Genomic DNA, 20,008 nt, shown 5'->3' with positions numbered 1-20,008 from the left:
TGTGGTGGAAGACGATCGCTGCACTGCAGGCCGACGCCGAGGCCAGCTTCTCACATTTGCAAGCTTTGCTGGGCGCGAATTCGCCGTCGCAGATCCTCGAACAGCAGTCGACCTTTTTCCGCAAGCGGGTTGAGACAAGTTTGCAGCACGCCAAGGAAGTCCGGGTGCTCTCAAGCAGGGCGGTGGAGGAAATCTCAAAGCCGGTCAAGGATGCTTTTGACAAGGTGCTGACGGACCTCAAGGCGACGTAAAAGCGGACTCGCACTTAAATCGCCTGGACTGATCGGGGGCGGCCTACCTTATTCATGGACGGAAAAGATGGTGACGGGGACCATCAGGTCGGGAGAGAGCTGGAAAGTGTGTCCTGCGATCTCGATAGCTCCAGCTAACAAGCTCCTGAAAACGGATCGCGGGCGGCCGGCGTGACATATTGGACGGTTTGAACTGGCGAAGAACCCACCATCTTGGTATCTAACCGCGTAGGCGGCAGGGGGCAGGGGGCAGGGAAGTGGTAATGGATTCACGCAGGGACATAGCCGAGCGGGTCATCGCGCGTTGGAAGGCGCGAGGAATCCGGATCGATGAAGACCCGGGTTTCATGGAACTGGTCGCTCTTTGGACGGCAGGGTCGATTGCGTCCGGTGAAATGCGCCGCCGGTATTCGGCGCTCCAGCGCGAGCGGTCGCTGTCCAGGTCAAATCCACTTGATGTGTATCCCTGCGACGAAGGGGCGGAGGTCGATCATCGATCGATTGCGATTCCAGACGACGAACCAGATGAACGGGGAGGTCTCGGACTGCCGGCGCAAGGGTGACTCTTACAAAGGGCTCATCACGCACCATTTCCTGGCGAGCGCGAACTTCACGAAACAGCGGGTCGACAAGCGCTGCGTCGCGTTGTGCATATTCTCGGGAAGAGTCCGAAAAATCCTTGCCACGAGCCGCAATGGCTGGCGGCTCAGCAAGGTAGAAGGTGAGGAGCGGCCGGCGGTACTGAGTCGACATCTTTATCAACTGTGGGCGTGTCGGCTCAGGGCATCTTCAAGCATGGCAAGGCGGTCGCTGCCCGCTATACAGGGTGCATCGCTAATGCCGAGCTTGTCGGCACATCTTCAACGCTGAGTCCCTCAGTCTCGTGCGCCCAGCGTCCGACAAGTTATTGTCTTCCATGGGAGTCCGGCTTGCGCAAATTGCCCCCGATGAAGGTTGGTCCGCCCGGGTCTTCCGCATGGAAAACGCGCGTTGCCTCAAAAACGCCGGTGCGCCATGCATAGGTCGTATCGTCGATCATCTGCGGCAAGACCTCCTGGTTTGTCGGACGGCCATACCATTTGGTGACGATGCGGGCGACTTTGGCGACGAGCGCGGTACTCATGCGAAGGTTCGAGTGTGCATCGAACATCTCCGGCGCCAATAGCATCGAGACCTCGTTTGGGCGAAAGGTTATTCCTTTGCTGCAAAGCCTAGCTCAACGCGGCTGACATCTAAGATCGCCCGAAGGACGTCGATGCCGAATTTGAGGCTTTCCACCTCGACATCCAGCGAGATGCCCTCGGTGACTGTGCCTTTTGCGTTAGCGATTACCACCTCCTCCAGGTCTTCGAACCACTGAGGACTGTTCCCTTTGTGAAGCTTCGATAGTTCCGCAATCGCGACACTAAATGCCGATTGGACCGCGATTAGAGCGGCGCCGAGCTTTCGTTCGTCTACACCCGAGATGCAAACAATGGGGCTGTTTTTCTCATCCATGGGCTGTTCCTCTGCTGGCTCGCCACGAAAACTCTATTTCAACTAATAGGCGACAGAGTCGTCGATCGCCGACGAATGCAAATAGGCCCGTAGGCTGGAGTCTCGGGTAGTTAGATCAACGAATACGCGATGCTGGGGGTGGACCATGTGGAAATGGTGGATGCGCTTGAGGCCTGTTGAAATCTGGGTCCAGCTTCCGAACGTTCCAACCGGCGGCAATGCCTCTAGGCCGTACGCGTCGCACCTCCTGGTACGCGATAGCGGGTAATCCTTTGTACGAACTGGCTCGCATGCAAGGTCGCCCGAAGGACACAAGTGCCGAGCCTGGGCTTTCCGGCCATAGTCTTCAGTGAGACGTCTGTTGCTTCCACAACTCAACATATTCCGGCGAGCGGCATAAACCTGCAAACTCATTGTTTTTGATCCGCACGCGTCATACCTGGCCTGCACCCCACCGCCATGGCTTCGGCAAAAGGCCTTTTACTCAAAACGCAGGGACCTAGTTTGGCCCGTTTGTCAGGCAGCATCACAAAAAGATCTGCGGAAGGCTCGTCCCGCTTTGCGCGCTCAGGTGCGCCCGCAGTCGATCTGGCAGCGGATTGTTATTCAGGTACACTTTGCAATGAGGCGGAAGCTGCGACAGAATGTACGGCAGTGCAGTTCGCCCGTCGCCAAGTCCTCTCAGGTTGTTTCCACGAACGCTAAGCTCCTCCAGCCCCCTCGGCAGGTTAGGGGGCAGGTGGGTCAGTTCATTACTGTCGGTGCTGAGCCACTTTAGGGTGGCCGGGAGGTCCTCGGGTAGGCTAGTCAGTTCATTGTGAGGGACTTCGAGCCTCGTGAGCTTTGCAGGAAGGCGCTCGGGCAGGCGAATTATATTATTGAGTTCGGCGCGGAGATCCGTCAATTCGAGGGGGAGATTCTCCGGCAGGTGCGCGATTTCGTTGCGGGTGACATGAAGCTCCCTGAGCTCAGGCGGCAGGTTATCGGGCAAACTGGTCAGCCGGTTGTGGTTGACGTAGAGATACTTTAGTCCGGAAGGAAGCTCGTTCGGCAATCTGGTCAGCCGGTTGCCGTCGACGTAGAGCGTCTCGAGCATGTCCGGAAGAACCTCAGGCAGCGTGGTCAGCTGGTTGTCGCAGGCAGAGAGCTTTCGCAGACCGGGCGGGAGGTTGTTGGGCAGCCTGCCCAACCGGTTGTCATTGGCGTTGAGCCGCTGGAGGCCGGCCGGTAAGGTGGGGGGCAGTGCCGTTAGGGACAGCGATGTTAAGTTCAGGGGGGCACGAAAATTGCGGGTTTCCGTCCAGGCCTCGATCCGTGCCATTGCCTCGTGCCGGTCCTCGTCCTGCTCCTGCTGCCCGTCTTCCGCCCAGGCCAGTAAAATTTCTTTCAGTGCCGCTTCGCCGGACGAGGAGCCAGTCAAGCCTTCAACCCAGTTAAAGGTGTCTTCACCGCCTTGTTCGGAACTATTGCCAACACCCCCCTGCCTTCTGCCGTACATTGCGTCGTTCCTTAGGTCATTGCGTCACTGCTGATGTTACTTCCGTCGCGACCTTTCCTTCCAATACCAAATTCGTATCCCGTTATGCTTCGGGGGCATGGCCAGCGTCCTCCCTCGAGCTGGACAGCGCATGATTTTTATCGCGACGTTGAACAATCCCACCATTGACATGCTGCGCAAACTCGGCCTGACAGGCATGGCCAGCGCCTATCAGGAACTCGAAACGCAAATAGAAGCGAGACACCTTCGAGCATGGTGAAAGGCTTCGACTGCTGCTCGAGGCGGCCACGCTCCGCCAGAAGCGCTTCGAGGCGAGAGCCCGCCCTGCAAAGCAGCGCTGTAACGCCCAGATCGAGAACGCTGATTTTTGCGCCGCCCGCGCCCTGATCGCAATTTCGTGACGCCGAGTGATAAAGGTATTTCATCCACCAGTTTCAGCTTGGTGGAGACCTAAACCAGACGCATTTGGAGCCGCTTGCGGCCGATTTCGCGTGGCAACTCCATCTAACTGAGGCGCAAGTTCCCGGAACAAACGCTCACGCGCGATAACCTTTCCTCATTTTCGGGCAATCTCGCAGTGTCACGTTGATTTGGTAGGTCAGCTTACGACGCCGAAGCCGTTACGCTTTTTCTCTACGCCTGCAGGGCCCTGCCGACTTAAAGGCAACGACTTCCGGACAGCCGAGGCCCAGAACCAGTTCACCTTGACATCGTGTCACTCGGGCGTAACAGGCGGCAGCCCGAGTGTCGCAATAAGCTTCATTATCGACGGCGTGGGTGGACCCGGTGTCGGCGGCGGCATGGAGACGATGGACCCGAGCCGCGGAGGCGTTGCCATAACGCCAATCATCGTGCCGATAATGGCGATCCCATCGCCGCTGATTTCGATGGCCTGCGGGCCGGTTCTGCCCGATACTACAAGGCGGATCTTGTCGGGTGTTACCTCGACGCGGCTACCTAAGGCCGCTGCGGCAGGGGAGTCGGGCGCGGCGCCGCCCGAGGTCAGGAGGAAGTGTCTCTTGACGTCGATGCTGTAGATATTCCCGACCTCGACGGTATGATTCTTCTGGGCCTTCAAATAGACCTCCTCACGGCCCTGCTTGTCCTCAAAGCGCAGTTCATTGTAGGCATTAGCGGCGCCGCCATCGGTATGCGTCCGGAAGGTCGACCGCGTTTTGTCGGTCGGCAGGGTTTCAGGCGGCAGATTTGAGCCATTGTATACGACGCCGGTCACCAGGGGCGTGTCGGGATTGCCGTGGATGAAATCAACCACGACCTCATGGCCGATCCGTGGGACGACCAGGTTGCCAAAACCCTTACCAGCGAAGTTCTGGGCCACCCGAATCCAGCAGGAGCTGTTCTCGTTCTTTCCGCCTTCTCGGTCCCAGAAGAACTGAACCTTCACACGGCCGTACTTATCCGTCGCGATCGACTCGCCCTCGGGGCCCACGACGACGGCCGTCTGCGGTCCGTGAATCAACCGCGCCGGTGTGCGGCGCCTCGGTCGGTACTGGGTGGTCGCGGGGATAATCTCTACGTTGCTGTGATAGAGGAACCGCTCGCCCTTCCCCCCCACGGTGTCCGCAGTGAGATCGTCCCCCACCTCACCGATGACAGTGAAGTCCTGTCCGACTGCCAGAAAGCGATCGGTGGGTTTCGGGCGGGAACCGACCTGGCCGTAGTAGAAGGGATTTGCCGCCTTGAATAATGACCCGGTCGTTATCTGGCGCGCAGTGCTTTCGATCCGCGCGCGATAAGCGTTGCAGGCGAGTTCCTCGGCACGGATGGTGGCGTAGAAATCGCCATCGCTTTTTTTTGTATACTGGCCTGGATACTCGAAGACCTCCCGCATTGCCGTGCAGCCGCTGCTTGCCGACGAGGTCTCGCCCGTTCTGACCGCCACGCTCTCCCGCGGTCGGGTGATGGCGCTTCCCGTGAGCTTGCATGGCGGAATGCCGCCTGTCCTCACGGGAGGAACACGCGCGACAGACGTCAGTTCTGCCATCGGCTTCTCATGGTCATAGTCCCTGAGAACGACCTTGTTCGGCTGTAGCGATACGACCTCGTCCCAATGCAGGATGACATCTTCTTGGTAAAGACTTCGGGCAGGCCTGAGATTGTGGTGGGTCTCTACGATCTCAGGCGTGCAGGCCATGTGACTCGCGGCGTTGTCGACCAGCACCAGGTCATGTTGGTCCTCAGCATGTTCAAAATAGTAGTAGATGCCGTCCTGCTCCATGAGGCGGCTGACGAAGGCCAGATCCGTTTCATCGTACTGGACGCAATATGGGCGCTGTGGGAACCGTCGGGCGGTCTGATTCTTGAAATTGCCTTTATGTTCTCGAAAAATCGTGGTGATGATCTCGATGCTCGTCTTGTTCTGAAAGACCCGACTGTTAGAGCGATGCTCGAGCAATGAAATCCACGGCCGCACCTGCGCCACGTAGTTGAGGTGCTCGGTATCGTCGAGGCCGAGATATTGGAAGCGCGTAACAACACCGTTGAAGAAGCGGGTTTGCGAGTCCTTGAGCTTAAGGCCGATTGTCAGGTTTTGACCGGGGATCGTAGCAAAGTTCTGAACTGGATTGCGGCTGGCGAGCTTCACCTCGTAGAGGAAAGGTTCCCCCAGCCGCTCGGTGCCACTGAGCCGCCGGAGAGAGATTTCATTCAACTCGGACGCGGCCGAAGTGACCGCAACAAAACGATTGTGCCTTAAGAGACTCTCGATTCTTGACTCGACCATGGTGGTGTGTGTTCCGCAGATTTGATGAGAAGGCGCGGTTGCGCCCGATGGCGTGAGTAGGATGCTGCCGAAGCCATCGGCGAAGATGCCGAAAAGCGTTTATTTCGTGCATCGAAATCGCCGACCGTTGCTCAGCCAAGATGTCTTGCTGGCCCGCATCGTCAGAGCCAAGCGGGGGAGGGCGGGGTGAAGAAAGCGTGTGGGTCTCTTGGAACTCACCCACGCTAAATCCCACCCAAATCTCGCCATGCGGCCTTGTAACATCGATGAGTTGGCGGATTCCGGCGGTGCTAGCGACGACGTGTCTCCTGGAAGATTCAACCAGGCCCAGGGCGCAGCGCCCGAGCGGACAACCACGGTGGTCGAGTTTCGCCGCGATCGTCGGCTCGATAGGCCTCTCCGCTGCTGAAGCCTCAAGGGCGTCAAAATGGCGATAACGTTCCAAAGAGGCGTCACGGCGAATTTTGCAAAGGGCCTTGGCGGTCCCATTGCAGTTTGCGTTGAGCTTACTGAAGAGAGTCGAGCTTCCGATGCTTGTCATAACGGGCCTTCCAAGCCGCCGCCCGCCGTGCCGCCGCACTTGGTATCGAGGTTACGTGGGCCATTCACCCGTTCCAGATCGATCTCGCCAAGGAGATCTTCTCCCCGCCCGAAAAGAAGGTCGAGCGGGCCCGCCGCATCATGGATGTCCGTTTCAGGAGAGTGCCATGCGGCAGCCGGTGGGCCCCGGTCAGTCGGGGTAGTTGTCAAGTCATCGGCGTGCTGGCGCGTTTTCCGCTTGCCCATCCAACTGGACCATCCGAGTCTGCCGCAGCGACCCAACTGCACTTCCGGGACCTGCTCCTGACGGAGAACGAGGTTAATCTCCCAGTCAAGTTCATCTCCAAGGTAGTTGCAGATGATCTCCGCTATCGACTTAAGGCCGGGAGCTGCGGGCAGAAGCGATTCGTAATGAGCCAGGCTGAGGGGACCCACAATGAGTCGGAACCGATGGTGCCACACTCTGACCCTCGCACCTGCAATAGCGTTGCTGTTCAGCGTGCCCGTGGCCGGGTCGCGGCCCAGGAGGCAGAGCGATATGCGGGGCAGATCCACCCACTTTGGGACAAATTCACGGATATCAACCGGCGCCTCGACGAAGCTGGCGAGGATGGCAGCGAGCCCCTCGGCGTTGCGGGTGTGTGAGGCGAGACGGCCGGTGAAGTGGAGTTTGGCCAGATCAGGCATAGCATCCCGCGCGCGCAGGGAGGTCATCCCGAAGCCGGCTAGCGCGCCGAGCTGAAGGGCAAATCGATCTTCTTGTGGCCTGTCATAGCTCACGGTCGGTTCGCCCTCCGCCCATGCGCGGAAGAAGAACGAGGCCATTCGATGATGAAAGGTATCAGCAAATCGGATCAGCGTCTCATCCGCGGCGTTGTGCTGCCGGAGAAGGGCGTACTCCGTCAGATGCAATGGGAGGGGACCGTGGGGTCCAAACAAGCCGAAGGCGTAGGTGGAGATTACGGGGTCGTTCTCCTCGTGCGCAGTCACGCCCGCGATCGATCGAGTCGGAAATGCAAGGGAGGGCTGCTGGGCGATCCGCACGCGATCCAGGCTGGGACCGCTCGATTCTCCCAGCCGAGGCCGATCTGAGCAGATTGCATCGATCCGCCGCAGAGCCTGGAAGAAGTCGCAGGCATGCGGTTCGGCCCTGAGCGAGCTTAGGAAGTCGCCGAGTGCCCCCGAAATCAAAGGATCGCCCGGCGGCCGGCCATCGTCGGCCATCGCATTACCTCCCCGCGCTGTAGCGTCGAGACGACCATCTCGGTGAAGCTGTTGATGGATACGTATTTCGCGAAGAACTGGTTGAGCACGGAGGCGAGCGGAAAGATGCCAACGCCTTCGAAGGCCGCTTCGTCCAGGATGATACCAACCTCAATCCCACGTGCTACGGCGGCTTGTCCACCGCTGGACAATCGCCTGACCGCAGGCCTGGACCGAATCTCCCGGATCCCGTCGATCTGCCGTGAGGCGAAGGCATTGACTGGATCGACGTAGAGGCGGAGGAGTTCACGTAGCGCTTCTGCGCCCCGGTGGTCGTTCCTATCGGAATTGCTGATCGAGAGGTAGTTCAGTGAAAGATGGCTAATTAATCGCCAAGTGATATCGCCATTGGCGAAGGAGTGGCGCGGTCGGCTCGGGGGCGATACGCACCGGGTGGCGGTAACTGGAGCGCCGATTTCCAGGGTGAAGTCTGTCTCGTCCCGGCCGATCGGCAGCAGCAGCGCCAGATCCCGGTTCGAGCACAGGCAGTTTACAGACAAATGCCGGAGTTCCGCCGAATAGGGAGCCGCTTGGCGATCAACTAGAGAAACGAACGTTTCGCTGCCGATGTAGCCAGTCCGCGCGCCATTTAGACGCTGGTGCTCCGACATGAGGCGCTGCTCCCGGCGGATCGCGTAGTATCTGGAATGCTGCTCCTCCTGACCGTGCGCGCTGATGCTATAGAACGGGTAGAACCTCACGGGAGCCGCTTCGTTTTTCGCCCCGTCTCCGCTCATCTCGAGGATCGAGTGGACCTCAAAGTCGAGCGGCCTCATCCTGTCAACAATCACATGATGCTCGGTGTTCTTGTCGCTCACGTGGACGAGATCTGCCTGGCGTTCGAAGAGATTAATCGCGGGCGTTGCGAAGAGAACGATATTTTGGGGTCCGAGCTGTCGTTCCAGCCGTGGCTCGACACGTCTGAGTGCGAAGACGATCTCAAGGGTCTCGGCAGTTGACAGGGCTACTGCGTCTGCCAGCCCGCTAACCTCGACGAACAACGTCCGCTCCGCGAGGGCGAAATACTCCTGTAGGAGACGGTACCCGTCGAAAGAGCGTGGCACCTCGGGCAGGAGAGCACAGCTCGGCTCCAAACCGCGTTGCTGCAGCGCATGAACCGGAATCTTTTCCTGCCAAGGGATAGGCCGGCCGACCGGACGGGCTATGATATTGCATGCGTCACCGAGAAGCTGTTCGGCGAGTGCGGCGCCGATGCCACCGGGGCCTGTTAGGTGCAGTGTGAGAGCCTCTAGTCCGAGTTTATTGAACGGCATGCCATTGGTGGTGCGAAGGCGTAGTCGCAAAGCAGCCTTCGCATCTTGCCGGGCCGGAAGATCCAGTGCGGCGATCTGCCCCGGCGTCGAAAAATAATCGGCAGCGCTCACCACAATTGGCCAGAGATGCACATCATGGGCCGTGCGGAACTCGCAATGTGTGACGGCGCCCGGAGCAAGACGGCCCAAAAGCTTGGTTCCCCGCGGCACGAGGTATCCATTTTCAAGTCGTCCGGCATCCTGGTCGGGCTCGAAACGGACGATCGTCATCGAGGGGAGCGGCGGTAGAAAATGCGGATAGACCATCTCCAGGAGGTGCTGGGTGAATTCCGGAAAGCGAGACTGAAGCTTCAATTGCACCCGCGCCGCCATGAAAGCGAAGCCTTCCAGAAGCCGCTCGACGTAGGGGTCGGCGACCTCCGCTGATTCCATCCCGAGCCGGGCGGCGACCTTCGGGAATGCGCGGGCGAACTCGGCCCCCATCTCGCGCATATAAGCAAGTTCGTCGTTGTACAGTCGCAGGAGCCGGGGATCCATCAGCTTATCTCTGTACCGAGATGAACGCGGGCGGATTCGAGCTCGGAATCTACCTCCGTACGCATCACCATTCGCACCGGCAACGGCTGCGCCCACAGATCGGCTTCGATCCTAAAGCGAAAAGTGCCGCAACCCTGACCATCGTCCAGGACCGTGACCTTCAGGGTGTCCGGTAAGAGACGCGGCTCAAAGCGCTGAAGGCTCTCGATTATCGCTTCGCGCAATGCGCTCTTATCCATCCCTTCGCGAATTTGTCCGCTGAGAGGCCAGGCACCATAATTAAGTGCACTGGCCGCTACGTGAGGGTACGCTTGTAGATCTACGGTTGCACCCAATTGATTGGTGTTCAACAACCAGGAAACATCGCGTAGAATCACCTCTTCCAGTTGGCGAACAGAGAAGCTGCGCTTGTCCTGCGCTTCACACGAGCTGCGCGGCTCATCGTCCGTAAGCCGGTCCAGGAGGGATGGTTGCACGAGATCCCGCTTAACATCTCTGCCCATGTTACAATCTCCAGGTGCAATAGCGACGAGTCGATCCGTCGTTTTCGCGCGCAGCCCCGAATATTCCCGGGTTGCCGATGGCCCCATCAGCCGACGAGCCTATTGAAGTCGGTGCTGTTCGCGATTTGGTTCCAGATGCCCTCGCCGGCTTTGGTAAGAGCGCCTTTTTCATCCTGCCTGTAATAAATGACCTTGCAGGCGCCGAACCGGAATGTGATCGTCTCCTCGGGGGCCTCTTCCGCATAGGACCACTCGACCTTCTCGACTACCAGCATGTTGAAACTCCAGTGCAAGAACAGGTTCGATTCTGATGTAGCTTGTCCGCTCCCCGTCGCTTTGAAAAGTTTCAGTTCGACGCTATTGAAGTGGGCGCCGCGACCACAGGCAACGTACAGAGAGGGCGATGACGTATCCACCTGCTTCTTGATAGTGAAGACCTCGAATTCGGCCTTGCCCGCGCCCGCCCCGGCGGTATGAGGCCCAATGTTCAGCTTGTTTTCGAGTGAAAAGCTCCATTCGTCCGCTAGGGTGATACCGTCCTTTAGAATGATAGATTCGCCCTTGGGCAAAATGCCGTCCTTGGACGCTTGCGTGAATTTTATAACCGCGTCGAACGCCATGATGGACTTTCCTTTTCTCGTTGATCTGATTGGGCCTGGATTGCATCGGCCAGCCCGGGGCAGCTATTCCGGAGTTTTGGCGCCGAGAACGGAGCACAATCATCTGCGGGTTTTCTCAGTCCTTGCGGGCGGATGGCAGGCGCGAGACAAGTCTCAAAGAGATGGTTAGGCCTTCGAGCTGGTAGTGTGGCCGCATGTAAAATCTCGCAACGTAATATCCGGGATTATCTTCGACCTCTTCCACCTTGACCTCGGCTGAGGAGAGCGGCTGCTGTGCCTTACTCTCTTCGCTCCCAAGCTCGGGCGAGGGGTGGACATAGCCCTGAATCCATTGGTTGAGCCACTCCTCGACCTCGTGGCGCTCCTTGAACGTGCCAATCTTGTCCCGGACCATACACTTCAAATAATGTGCGAAGCGGCAGGTTGCGAAGATGTAGGGTAGCCGTGCACTGAGTTCGGCGTTCGCTGACGCGTCGGGGTCTTCGTATTTGACCGGCTTGTTAATAGTTTGAGCGCCAATAAATACGCCGAGGTCCGTGTTTTTGCGGTGCAACAGCGGTAGAAGACCGTTTTTGGACAGTTCGGCCTCACGGCGGTCGCTGATCGCGATCTCAGTGGGGCATTTTAGGTCGACGCCACCGTCGTCGCTGCGGAAGGTATGTACCGGCAGACCCTCGACCAGGCCGCCGGATTCGACGCCACGAATTCTGGAGAGCCAGCCATAGAGCTTGAACGAGCGCGTGATATTTACGCCCATGGCGTAGGCTGCGTTCGTCCAAAGGTATTTCTCGCTGTCGCCGCCGTCTGTGTCCTCCTCGAAGGCGAATTCATCGACCGGGTTGGTTTTGGCCCCGTAGGGCAGCCGGCCAAGGGTGCGTGGTAAGGTCAGGGCCACGTACCGAGAGTTCTCGCTCTCGCGGAACGCCCGCCAAGGGGCATGTTCGGGCGTGAGGAAGATTTTTGTGATGTCACGCGGGTTCGCAAGCTCACGCCAAGAATCCATCTGCAGCAGATGTGGTGAGACGGCAGATATAAGCGGTGAGTGGCTCGCCGCCGCGATCTGCGCCAGTCCCGAAAGCAACTCTACGTCCGGTGGGGTATGGTCGAAATAGTAGTCGGCAATCAGGCAGCCATAGGGTTCACCGCCGATTTGGCCGTATTCGTCTTCGTAAATTTTTTTGAATAGCGGACTCTGATCCCAGGTGACACCCTTATATTTCCGCAGAGTTCGGGACATCTCCACCTTTGAAACTGGGAGAACGCGAATCTTCAACGTTTCATCGGTTTCGGTGTTGATGGCAAGGTGATGCAAGCCCCGCCAAGCTGATTCCACGCGCTGGAAATTTTCGTGATGGAGGATCTCGTTGAGTTGTGCAGAAAGCTTCTGGTCGATCGAAGCAATCATTGCTTGGATAGTCGTGACGACATCGTCGCTGATTAGCGACGTGTTTTGAAGTGCCTGCTCGGCCAGTGTTCGGACGGCACTCTCCACCAAGTCACGGGAGTGGTCCGAGCGGATCTTGAACTCGAATCGAAGCATGCGGGTGAAATCGCCGAGATCAACGGTGGCGACCTGTACATCTGTGGCATCTGCAGGCATCATGATCAGTTCTCCTCTGTGTCTGGGGATGGCAATGGCGGAGCGGCAACCAATGCATCAGGCTTCTCAGTCTCGATGCCATTGCCGAGGGCGCTTAGCAGTGCCGAATCCGCGAGGAAGTGGGTGAGCAACTCTTCGGCACCGTTCTTACCGTCCATATAGGCCAGCAGATTGGAGAGCTCCGTTCGCGCCTCGAGCAGCCTGCTAAGGCTGTCGACCTTGCGCGCCACGGCCGCCGGCGAGAAATCTTCGAGCCGCTCGAACGTCAAGTCGACAGCGAGTTGGCCTTCTCCGGTCAATAGGTTCGGCACCCGCATCACCACCCTGGGCCTCAGCGATCTGAGCCGATCATCGAAATTGTCGATATCGATCTCCATCATCTTGCGCTCCGCGACAGGGGCAAGCGGCTCGGCAGCATTGCCGGCGAGGTCGGACATCACGCCGACCACGAAGGGAAGCTGAACCTTCTTCTGAGAGCCATAGGTCTCGACGTCGTATTCGATCTGTACGCGAGGCGGACGAACCCGCGCGATGAACTTTTGACTACTCGCCTTTGTCATGTGTTCCACTCTCCTGATAGGGAAGATTGCGCACGTCACGTGCCCTCGCCGACCGCCAGACCGGCAATCGAACGGTATTGGGCAACCCCTTCTGGCGCCAACTCTTTGATAAGAGCCATGAAGTCCTTCGAGACAAGTCGCTGCGCGCGCTCCAGGAGGGCTGGCAGCGGGCTCGCGGGCTCATTCACCTGGTACCAGTGGCAAATGCGGCCAAGAATTTCGACAACGTCATCGCGGTTGCGGATCACTTCGGGGTAAGAGGCCTTGCTAGAGTCTGGCAATGGAGATGCCGGGGCTGCAGGCTGGGCCCTTTTCCGATGGGCGTCGACCAGATCCTTGGCCTGGGTGAGTAGCACTATCAGAGGGTCGAATCGAACGGCCTCGTCACTCGCGACGTGCTGCCGAACACTCGCGTCTAGATGGGTGGCGGCTGCCAGGCTGGCGTGGAGACCAGTGCTGATCTGCTCGAGCTGCAGTGGATCGGTGTCGATGAAGGCGTGCTCGATGGTCGAACGATCAATTTCCGTAGATTGGGACCGTAGCGCACCAGCCCAATCGCGGAGCGTGAAAGTCCCGAATTGCCTGGAGGAGGTGAGTGGGACTTGGCGTATTTCTGCCAAGAGCCCGGAGAGATCGCAGAGGCTCGCTAGAGCGTTGAGGCGAACGGTCTGATCTTCGTCATCTTCTGGATCCGGTCGCGGATGTAGCTCTGACCAGTAGAGCTCGACATAGGCCGCGAGCAGCTCAAGCCCCCGACTTAGACCAGAGAAGCCGAACTGACTGAGGGCGGATCGTGTGAGCAAGATTCCGACTCTTAGATCCTTAGTGCGGGCAGAAAGGTCGAGGCCAAGCCGCCACACCTCTGTCCAATCGGGAGCCTCCTCGGTGGCGATGGAGTCGCCTATCTGCTGGTGCGGCTTGCCATGCGACGCTATCTCCAGCTCCAGGAAGCTCAAATCGTAATCGAGAGCATCCCCGCATGCGTTGCCGTCGCTGATCGGTTTTAATAGATGATCTGCATCGAGCATGACCCAAATCCCAGTTTTCCCGACATAAAAGATCGTCGCGCCTCTGTTTCTCAATGTTTAGCAATGAGCAGACGCGATTGCTCATGCACAATCGACATTCGTATATGTCGTGAATGCTTGGGGCGTGAATGCCGCCGCTTCGGATCTTGACGCAGCTATGTGCTGCTCAGGCGCGAGGGACACCTTGTGAACAACAAGAAGCTCTTCCGGGTCCATCGGGAGGAGAAGCTCACGATGCGCAAGCGCCGTGGCCGGAAACGAGCGAAAGGCAAGCGTTGGTGTTGATCCCGCTGGCTGCCAATGATCGTTGGCGCGGGTTCAGGCTTCTGATGGTCGTGAGGAAAGCCGGACTCTCGTCGCCGATACTTCGCTCTCCGGCCTGCGGTCGCCTGTGGACTGGATCGGGTTATCGAGGAGCGTGGCAAGCCAAGCACTCTGGCCTCGGCTAACTAACCCTGCAGAGTTCGCCCAGATCGGCAACCCGCGACGTGATGCAGTGCTGCGCAGCCGGAATGGTCTCCGCACCTAAACCCGCCGATGCCGCCGCAGATGCGCAACCCACCGCTGGAGCGAACCCCAAACTGGATAAACTTGACGGTACAAGCTCAGCCAGATTGAATTAACATCGTCGGGCAGTCGTTGCAAAGGGCAACCTGCGGAGTACCGTTGCAAACGTGAGCCTGAAGGCCTCCAACTACGAAGTCTTCGCGCGGCCGCCTCCGCGCCAGTTGCTGCATAAGGTGGATGGCGTCCTCGGCGATCGCTCTTGGGGGTGTCGGCGCCATCGCGCGTGCAGCGACCCGGCGTCAGTGGTAGAACGGCTCGAGCACTTCAACGGCATTATATCTCCTGCGCTCCGCCGGACCGCCGCACGAGGCATATAGGGCGACAATCTGGATGAGATCCGTATTGACCGCATGTAACGATGCTCCCCGAGATTCGCACGTTGCCTCATTCATTTTGCTCCCAGTTGGAGCGAAGGAGTGGGGTGCGGAGATGGCGGGGTTTCGCAGCGGCCGGCCTCCTTCGTGAGCGCCATTGCCGTTTTCGACGGAAGTCGAAGGTTAATAACCATCGTCGCGGTATTTACTTTTGACAATGGGTGTGATGCGGCTTTGCGTGATCTTCTAAAAAGAATCGAGTCCCGCCGCCAATCCCCCGTTCTATCGCGCACCTACCGCATCCCAACGTGACTGTCGACCCTGCTTCCATTAGTCGTGCAGGGCAACCACGCGGTCTCTCGTGCAGATCCCTGCGATTTCGAATTGACGGACACCGACCCCGTTTGACGGTCGTGGAGTGCACGCACTTAGTCACCCTAGCCGCCCGCGCACTGCAACCCCGCTGTAGCGATCCTTCTACCTCTATGCTAAAGAAAGTTTTGGAAAAACTTGCCTCGTCGCCATCGTTCGACGGCGGCCTTGGCGCCAATCTTGCGAGGAGCGGGCTGATGGTCGCAGCGGCATGCGAGCCGACATTCTGCGCTCCCGACCGTCGAAGACGAGGTCGCTCTCGGCGTGTTAGTCAGCCGGAATGCGCCGGCCGTCGTGCCCCTAAATATCGATCTCGAGCCAGGTATTGGCCTCCAGACTGAAGAAAAATTCGGCGCTCTCACATGCTCATGCAATCCCGTGGTGGACAACCAACGCACATGATGGTGCAGTTCCTAGGGAATGTGGTGATGAGTCATGAGCCGTCCTATATCACCTTGAACGCTGCCCTCCTGGCTATCCGTTTCTTCGAGGCACCCACGATTATGGCGGCATCGGCGGCGCTGAGATCGGGATGGGCCGCCTTCAGTGCGTCTGCCCACGCCCCCTTGCTCTGCCCCGGCAGCTGCGGTGTCTGCCTAGCGATTTCGTCCAGCCTCGCCTGGTCCTGGGCCGACACCGTCTGGAACGCCGTCCTCACGGCGATATCGCGCCTTACGGCACCCACGACTATGGCGGCATCGGCGGCGCTGAGATCGGGATGGGCCGCCTTCAGCGCGTCCGCCCACGCCCCCTTGCTCTGCCCCGGCAGCCGCGGTGTCACCGCCGCGATTTCGTCCAGTCTCGCCTGGTCCTGGGCCGACACCGTCTGGAACGCGGCCCTTTTAGCAATATCCTGCTTTACGGCACCCACGATTATGGCGGCATCGGCGGCGCTGAGATCGGGATGGGCCGCCTTCAGCGCGTCCGCCCACGCCCCCTTGCTCTGCCCCGGTAGCTGCGGTGTCTGCCTGGCGATTTCGTCCAGCCTCGCCTGGTCCTGGGCCGACACCGTCCGGAACGCCGTCCTCCTTGCAATATCGTCCTTAAAAGAGCCCACGGTTATGGCGGCATCGGCGGCGCTGAGATCGGGATGGGCCGCCTTCAGCGCATCGGCCCAGGCCGCATTGCTCCCCCCCTGCCGCGGTGTTGCCGCCGCGATTTCGTCCAGCCTCGCCTGGTCCTGGGCCGACACCGTCCGGAACGCCGCCCTTTTAGCAATATCCTGCTTTATGGCACCCACGATTACGGCGGCATCGGCGGCGCTGAGATCGGGATGGGCCGCCTTCAGCGCGTCCGCCCAGGCCGCATTGCTCTGCCCCGGCAGCTGCGGTGTCTGCCTAGCGAGTTCGTCCAGCCTCGCCTGGTCCTGGGCCGACACCGTCCGGAACGCCGCCCTCCTGGCGATTTCGTCCTTTGCGGCGCCCACGATGGTGGCGGCATCGGCGGCGCTGAGATCGGGATGGGCCGCCTTCAGCGCGTCCGCCCAGGCCGCATTGCTCCGCCCCTGCCGCGGTGTCACCGCCGCGATTTCGTCCAGCCTCGCCTGGTCCTGGGCCGACACCGTCCGGAACGCTGCCCTCACGGCGATATCGTCCTTTAAGGCGCCCACGATTGTGGCGGCATCGGCGGCGCTGAGATCGGGATGGGCCGCCTTCAGCGCGTCCGCCCACGCCCCCTTGCTCTGCCTCGACTGTCGCGGTGTTTGCCTGGCGATTTCGTCCAGCCTCGCCTGGTCCTGAGCCGACACCGTCCGGAACGCCGCCCTTTTTACAATATTATGCTTTACGGAACCCACAATTATGGCGGCATCGGCGGCGCTGAGATCGGGATGGGCCGCCTTCAGCGCGTCCGCCCACGCCCCCTTGCTCTGCCCCGGCAGCCGCGGTGTCTGCCTAGCGATTTCGTCCAGCCTCGCCTGATCCTGGGCCGACACCGTCTGAAAAGCCGCCCTCCTGGCGATAACCCGCTTTACGGCGCCCACGATGGCGGCGGCATCGGCGGCGCTGAGATCGGGATGGGCCGCCTTCAGTGCGTCCGCCCACGCCCCCTTGCTCTGCCCCTGTAGCTGCGGTGTCTGCCTGGCGATTTCGTCCAGCCTCGCGTGGTCCTGGGCCGACACCGTCTGGAACGCTGTCCTTTTAGCAATATCCTGCTTTACGGCATTCACGATTATGGCGGCATCGGCGGCGCTGAGATCGGGATGGGCCGCCTTCAGCGCGTCCGCCCACGCCCCCTTGCTCTGCCCCGGCAGCCGCGGTGTCACCGCCGCGATTTCGTCCAGTCTCGCCTGGTCCTGGGCCGACACCGTCTGGAACGCGGCCCTTTTAGCAATATCCTGCTTTACGGCACCCACGATTATGGCGGCATCGGCGGCGCTGAGATCGGGATGGGCCGCCTTCAGCGCGTCCGCCCACGCCCCCTTGCTCTGCCCCGGTAGCTGCGGTGTCTGCCTGGCGATTTCGTCCAGCCTCGCCTGGTCCTGGGCCGACACCGTCCGGAACGCCGTCCTCCTTGCAATATCGTCCTTAAAAGAGCCCACGGTTATGGCGGCATCGGCGGCGCTGAGATCGGGATGGGCCGCCTTCAGCGCGTCCGCCCACGCCCCCTTGCTCTGCCCCGGCAGCTGCGGTGTCGCCGCCTTGATCTCGTCAAGCCTCGCCCGGTCCTGGGCCGACACCGTTCGATACGCCGCCCTCCTGGCGATAACCCGCTTTACGACGCCCACGATTACGGCGGCATCGGCGGCGCTGAGATTGGGATGGGCCGCCTTCAGCGCGTCCGCCCACGCCCCCTTGCTCTGCCTCGACTGCCGCGGTGTCTGCCTGGCGATTTCGTCCAGCCTCGCCTGGTCCTGGGCCGACACCGTCCGGAACGCCGCTCGATTGACGAGATCGCCCGTTGAGGCCCCCACGATTATGCCGGCATTCGCGGCGCTGAGATCAGGCGCCAACGCCAGCGGCCTTTGAGCATATAACGTCTGCCTGCGGCTGGGCCTGGGATCTGCGTCCTTCTCAGTAGTCCACCTCTTGCGCCCGCCACCGGTCGGATCGCTGGGCTCCGCGGGCACCTCGGACATGGCCGAATGCTCCTCTCTTCCACCCGGCACCTCGGTGGGCCCGGCAACCGCTGAGGCTTCTAAATTCCCAAGGCCATGCAGCCCCCCGCGCTGAGGGCCAGTCTCCAGCGGCTGGCCCTCGACGAGGTGAATAGTGCGATCGGCATTATTGTATTCATCTGTTGTCCTCGTGAGGTTGAACGCGGTCTCTGCCGGGACGACCGGAACTCTCGTCAGTTCCGTCATGTCAGCCATCATTTGCGGGGTTTGTTCTTCAGGGCTTTGAAGCTCGGTCGGCGGGCTTGGCTGGTCGACGCTTAGCCTTTCCACGTAACGCAATACCGAATTCTCTTGCCAGATGTCGTCCGAATTGAAGTTGTCGGCCACTTGATCGACACGCGCCACTGAAGACTGCGCTCTTTGATCCGCTGGGTGCCGGCCCTCATCCGGCCGCGAAGAGCCCTGCCCCTTAGTCCGAGGGTCCCTGTCAACCATGCTCACCCCCCTGGGATATGGCCTTCAGGAAACAAGGGGTCAGCTGTCGGGCACCGACTGCTGACGGAAGGTCAGAATTTATCAGGGGCTCAAGCGACTTAACCAGAGTGCAAGGGGCGCGACTGCGACCATCGACCGCTCCAGCTTGCCGAGCCTCGTTCGGACGCCGCTCAATCACCGTGGGTCCCGTTTTTTGCTGTTGTGGCATGGGGCGGCTCTGCGGAATCGAGCTCAGGTGACGGGAGGCCGGCAGATCCCGAAGACATGGCCAGGCCGTTGATAACTGGTAGCGTAAACGCATCATTGCAGCAGAACCTCAAAAACCACGGAGAAGAGCCCGCGATTCAAACTAGCGCAGTCCCGGTATTGGATTGCATGCACAGGTGATATGCTCGCATCCGGTTAGTGAGCGGCTATGGCGCAGCTCCTGCGTGAACCCATAACGACAGCGGCGATCCTTCGAGAGATGCAGCGACGACCCGTTCTCCAGACCAGAGGTCCGTGCTTGATGTGGCGATCGGCTCGGATTGCTATCAACGCTGACGGCCGCCGGTGCCGCGCAAGCCGGTTACGACGAAACATCGACATGATCTCTTCTATGGTGGGATTGGCCCAACGATACCAGGGTAGTGGCAACTGTCGCCAATTGCGGCGCCAGTGAGGTCGGCCTTCGTCTTCGAACTCCTTGCTGGCTTCCGCTAAACAACGCGGCCTTATCACAAAAGGCTGGGAGATCTAACGATGATCCCGGCATCCGGACTTCTGCGCATTGCCGGCCGGTAATAGCGCGAAAGACTTGCAGCAATCGCAGCGCCGGCGGCACCCGTGACTAGTATCCGCACTGCCTGGCCCGTAACAATGCGCTGTGACCAGCGGAAGCCGATCTCGTGGAAAGACAAGGCATGCTGCGGGCTGATATGATGAAAGACGCCGGCAATGGTGCGGCGGACCCGGGACCTGAAACCTCCCACCGAGTGGACGGCGACTTGGACGAATTCGCGGCTCGAATGCTTTACGTTCTCATGCGTAGCAAAGCTCTTGCCAATCGCCATGAACGCCTCACCGCCCATCAGGCAGGTTGCGGTTCGATCCCTTTCGCCGTCGCGCGCCCTGCATGTATCGAAAGGCCTTTTCGGCCCCGTCCAGGCGGTAGACCGTCCGGATCCATTCTCGGTCGCTCACCGAGATGAAAACGGTCGATCTCCACCGTGCCATCTTGCATGTGCTCGCGCGCCAACATGAGGCGCAGCGCATATCCCATTCGCTAGCTATTGGGCATCACCAAATGTGG

General features: G+C 59.8%; 14 protein-coding genes and 4 pseudogenes. 5 read left to right on the top strand and 13 right to left on the bottom strand.

Annotated elements, in window-relative coordinates:
• A partial coding sequence (locus C4N04_RS30610) for a phasin family protein (RefSeq protein WP_189636761.1) occupies positions 1–251 on the top strand: 251 nt, incomplete at its 5' end.
• A 263-nt stretch (positions 252–514) separates the two neighbouring features.
• The gene (locus C4N04_RS30605; RefSeq protein ID WP_016737472.1) at positions 515–814 is read left to right on the top strand and encodes a hypothetical protein; all 300 of its coding nucleotides are present in this window, start codon (positions 515–517) and stop codon (positions 812–814) included.
• Positions 815–1,155: 341 nt separating this feature from the next.
• Here the strand turns inward: C4N04_RS30605 and C4N04_RS30595 are convergent, their stop codons facing one another.
• The 3 genes from C4N04_RS30595 to C4N04_RS30585 all read right to left on the bottom strand — a co-directional run bounded on the left by C4N04_RS30595 (position 1,156) and on the right by C4N04_RS30585 (position 3,246).
• Positions 1,156–1,401 (bottom strand): hypothetical protein, encoded by a 246-nt coding sequence (locus tag C4N04_RS30595; RefSeq protein WP_008536036.1) that lies wholly within the window; start codon positions 1,399–1,401, stop codon positions 1,156–1,158.
• A gap of 41 nt (positions 1,402–1,442) precedes the next feature.
• Positions 1,443–1,748 (bottom strand): hypothetical protein, encoded by a 306-nt coding sequence (locus C4N04_RS30590; RefSeq protein WP_004680432.1) that lies wholly within the window; start codon positions 1,746–1,748, stop codon positions 1,443–1,445.
• A gap of 526 nt (positions 1,749–2,274) precedes the next feature.
• Entirely contained in the window at positions 2,275–3,246 is a 972-nt protein-coding gene (locus C4N04_RS30585; protein ID WP_004680431.1) for a hypothetical protein, read from the bottom strand.
• Between the two features lie 130 nt (positions 3,247–3,376).
• On the opposite strand from C4N04_RS30585, the gene C4N04_RS32550 reads away from it, so the two are divergent.
• Entirely contained in the window at positions 3,377–3,505 is a 129-nt protein-coding gene (locus tag C4N04_RS32550) for a hypothetical protein (protein WP_010068000.1), read from the top strand.
• 456 nt (positions 3,506–3,961) lie between these two features.
• Here C4N04_RS32550 and tssI read toward each other — a convergent pair whose 3' ends face one another.
• Complete coding sequence (tssI, locus tag C4N04_RS30580; RefSeq protein ID WP_004680430.1) at positions 3,962–5,989, bottom strand: type VI secretion system tip protein TssI/VgrG; 2,028 nt, start codon at positions 5,987–5,989, stop codon at positions 3,962–3,964.
• 549 nt (positions 5,990–6,538) lie between these two features.
• On the opposite strand from tssI, the pseudogene C4N04_RS32630 reads away from it, so the two are divergent.
• Positions 6,539–6,676, top strand: a pseudogene (locus tag C4N04_RS32630) (CoA ester lyase); the annotation flags it as partial.
• Positions 6,677–6,781: 105 nt separating this feature from the next.
• Here C4N04_RS32630 and tssG read toward each other — a convergent pair.
• The 7 genes and pseudogenes from tssG to tssA form a co-directional block, all read right to left on the bottom strand.
• Positions 6,782–7,753, bottom strand: a pseudogene (gene tssG / locus C4N04_RS30575) (type VI secretion system baseplate subunit TssG); the annotation flags it as partial.
• Positions 7,717–9,603, bottom strand: coding sequence for a type VI secretion system baseplate subunit TssF (tssF, locus tag C4N04_RS30570; RefSeq protein WP_008536039.1), 1,887 nt, complete (start codon positions 9,601–9,603; stop codon positions 7,717–7,719). The gene tssF and the pseudogene tssG, both read right to left, overlap by 37 nt.
• Positions 9,603–10,106 carry a type VI secretion system baseplate subunit TssE gene (tssE, locus tag C4N04_RS30565; protein WP_004680427.1) on the bottom strand — a complete coding sequence of 168 codons (504 nt, stop codon included), beginning with the start codon at positions 10,104–10,106 and terminating at the stop codon, positions 9,603–9,605. Before tssE ends, tssF begins: the two co-directional genes overlap by 1 nt.
• An 86-nt stretch (positions 10,107–10,192) precedes the next feature.
• A complete protein-coding gene (locus tag C4N04_RS30560; RefSeq protein ID WP_004680426.1) occupies positions 10,193–10,726 on the bottom strand; it encodes a type VI secretion system tube protein Hcp in 534 nt (177 codons plus the stop codon).
• Positions 10,727–10,841: 115 nt separating this feature from the next.
• The gene (gene tssC / locus C4N04_RS30555) at positions 10,842–12,329 is read right to left on the bottom strand and encodes a type VI secretion system contractile sheath large subunit (protein ID WP_004680425.1); all 1,488 of its coding nucleotides are present in this window, start codon (positions 12,327–12,329) and stop codon (positions 10,842–10,844) included.
• Positions 12,330–12,331: 2 nt separating this feature from the next.
• The gene (gene tssB, locus C4N04_RS30550) at positions 12,332–12,886 is read right to left on the bottom strand and encodes a type VI secretion system contractile sheath small subunit (RefSeq protein WP_016737476.1); all 555 of its coding nucleotides are present in this window, start codon (positions 12,884–12,886) and stop codon (positions 12,332–12,334) included.
• 35 nt (positions 12,887–12,921) lie between these two features.
• Entirely contained in the window at positions 12,922–13,914 is a 993-nt protein-coding gene (gene tssA, locus C4N04_RS30545; protein ID WP_004680423.1) for a type VI secretion system protein TssA, read from the bottom strand.
• Between the two features lie 126 nt (positions 13,915–14,040).
• On the opposite strand from tssA, the pseudogene C4N04_RS30540 reads away from it, so the two are divergent.
• Positions 14,041–14,431, top strand: a pseudogene (locus C4N04_RS30540) (IS3 family transposase); the annotation flags it as partial.
• Between the two features lie 1,181 nt (positions 14,432–15,612).
• On the opposite strand, the gene C4N04_RS30530 reads toward C4N04_RS30540, so the two are convergent.
• Together C4N04_RS30530 and C4N04_RS30525 are read right to left on the bottom strand one after the other, a co-directional pair.
• Positions 15,613–18,243 carry a hypothetical protein gene (locus C4N04_RS30530; RefSeq protein ID WP_245425680.1) on the bottom strand — a complete coding sequence of 877 codons (2,631 nt, stop codon included), beginning with the start codon at positions 18,241–18,243 and terminating at the stop codon, positions 15,613–15,615.
• Positions 18,244–19,433: 1,190 nt separating this feature from the next.
• Positions 19,434–19,993: pseudogene (locus C4N04_RS30525) on the bottom strand (transposase); the annotation flags it as partial.
• Positions 19,994–20,008: the final 15 nt, after the last annotated feature.

Origin of the sequence: Rhizobium sp. H4 (genome assembly GCF_003013335.1) — a bacterium.
Lineage (GTDB): Bacteria > Pseudomonadota > Alphaproteobacteria > Rhizobiales > Rhizobiaceae > Rhizobium > Rhizobium sophoriradicis.
Note: the sequence above shows the minus strand (reverse complement) of the source record. Positions and strands in the feature narration are given on the sequence as shown.

Coding starts and splice junctions, on each gene's coding strand:
- C4N04_RS30605 (WP_016737472.1), top strand. CDS start 515: ATGGATTCACGCAGGGACATAGCCGAGCGGGTCATCGCGCGTTGGAAG.
- C4N04_RS30595 (WP_008536036.1), bottom strand. CDS start 1,401: ATGTTCGATGCACACTCGAACCTTCGCATGAGTACCGCGCTCGTCGCC.
- C4N04_RS30590 (WP_004680432.1), bottom strand. CDS start 1,748: ATGGATGAGAAAAACAGCCCCATTGTTTGCATCTCGGGTGTAGACGAA.
- C4N04_RS30585 (WP_004680431.1), bottom strand. CDS start 3,246: ATGTACGGCAGAAGGCAGGGGGGTGTTGGCAATAGTTCCGAACAAGGC.
- C4N04_RS32550 (WP_010068000.1), top strand. CDS start 3,377: ATGATTTTTATCGCGACGTTGAACAATCCCACCATTGACATGCTGCGC.
- tssI (WP_004680430.1), bottom strand. CDS start 5,989: ATGGTCGAGTCAAGAATCGAGAGTCTCTTAAGGCACAATCGTTTTGTT.
- tssF (WP_008536039.1), bottom strand. CDS start 9,603: ATGGATCCCCGGCTCCTGCGACTGTACAACGACGAACTTGCTTATATG.
- tssE (WP_004680427.1), bottom strand. CDS start 10,106: ATGGGCAGAGATGTTAAGCGGGATCTCGTGCAACCATCCCTCCTGGAC.
- C4N04_RS30560 (WP_004680426.1), bottom strand. CDS start 10,726: ATGGCGTTCGACGCGGTTATAAAATTCACGCAAGCGTCCAAGGACGGC.
- tssC (WP_004680425.1), bottom strand. CDS start 12,329: ATGATGCCTGCAGATGCCACAGATGTACAGGTCGCCACCGTTGATCTC.
- tssB (WP_016737476.1), bottom strand. CDS start 12,886: ATGACAAAGGCGAGTAGTCAAAAGTTCATCGCGCGGGTTCGTCCGCCT.
- tssA (WP_004680423.1), bottom strand. CDS start 13,914: ATGCTCGATGCAGATCATCTATTAAAACCGATCAGCGACGGCAACGCA.
- C4N04_RS30530 (WP_245425680.1), bottom strand. CDS start 18,243: ATGTCCGAGGTGCCCGCGGAGCCCAGCGATCCGACCGGTGGCGGGCGC.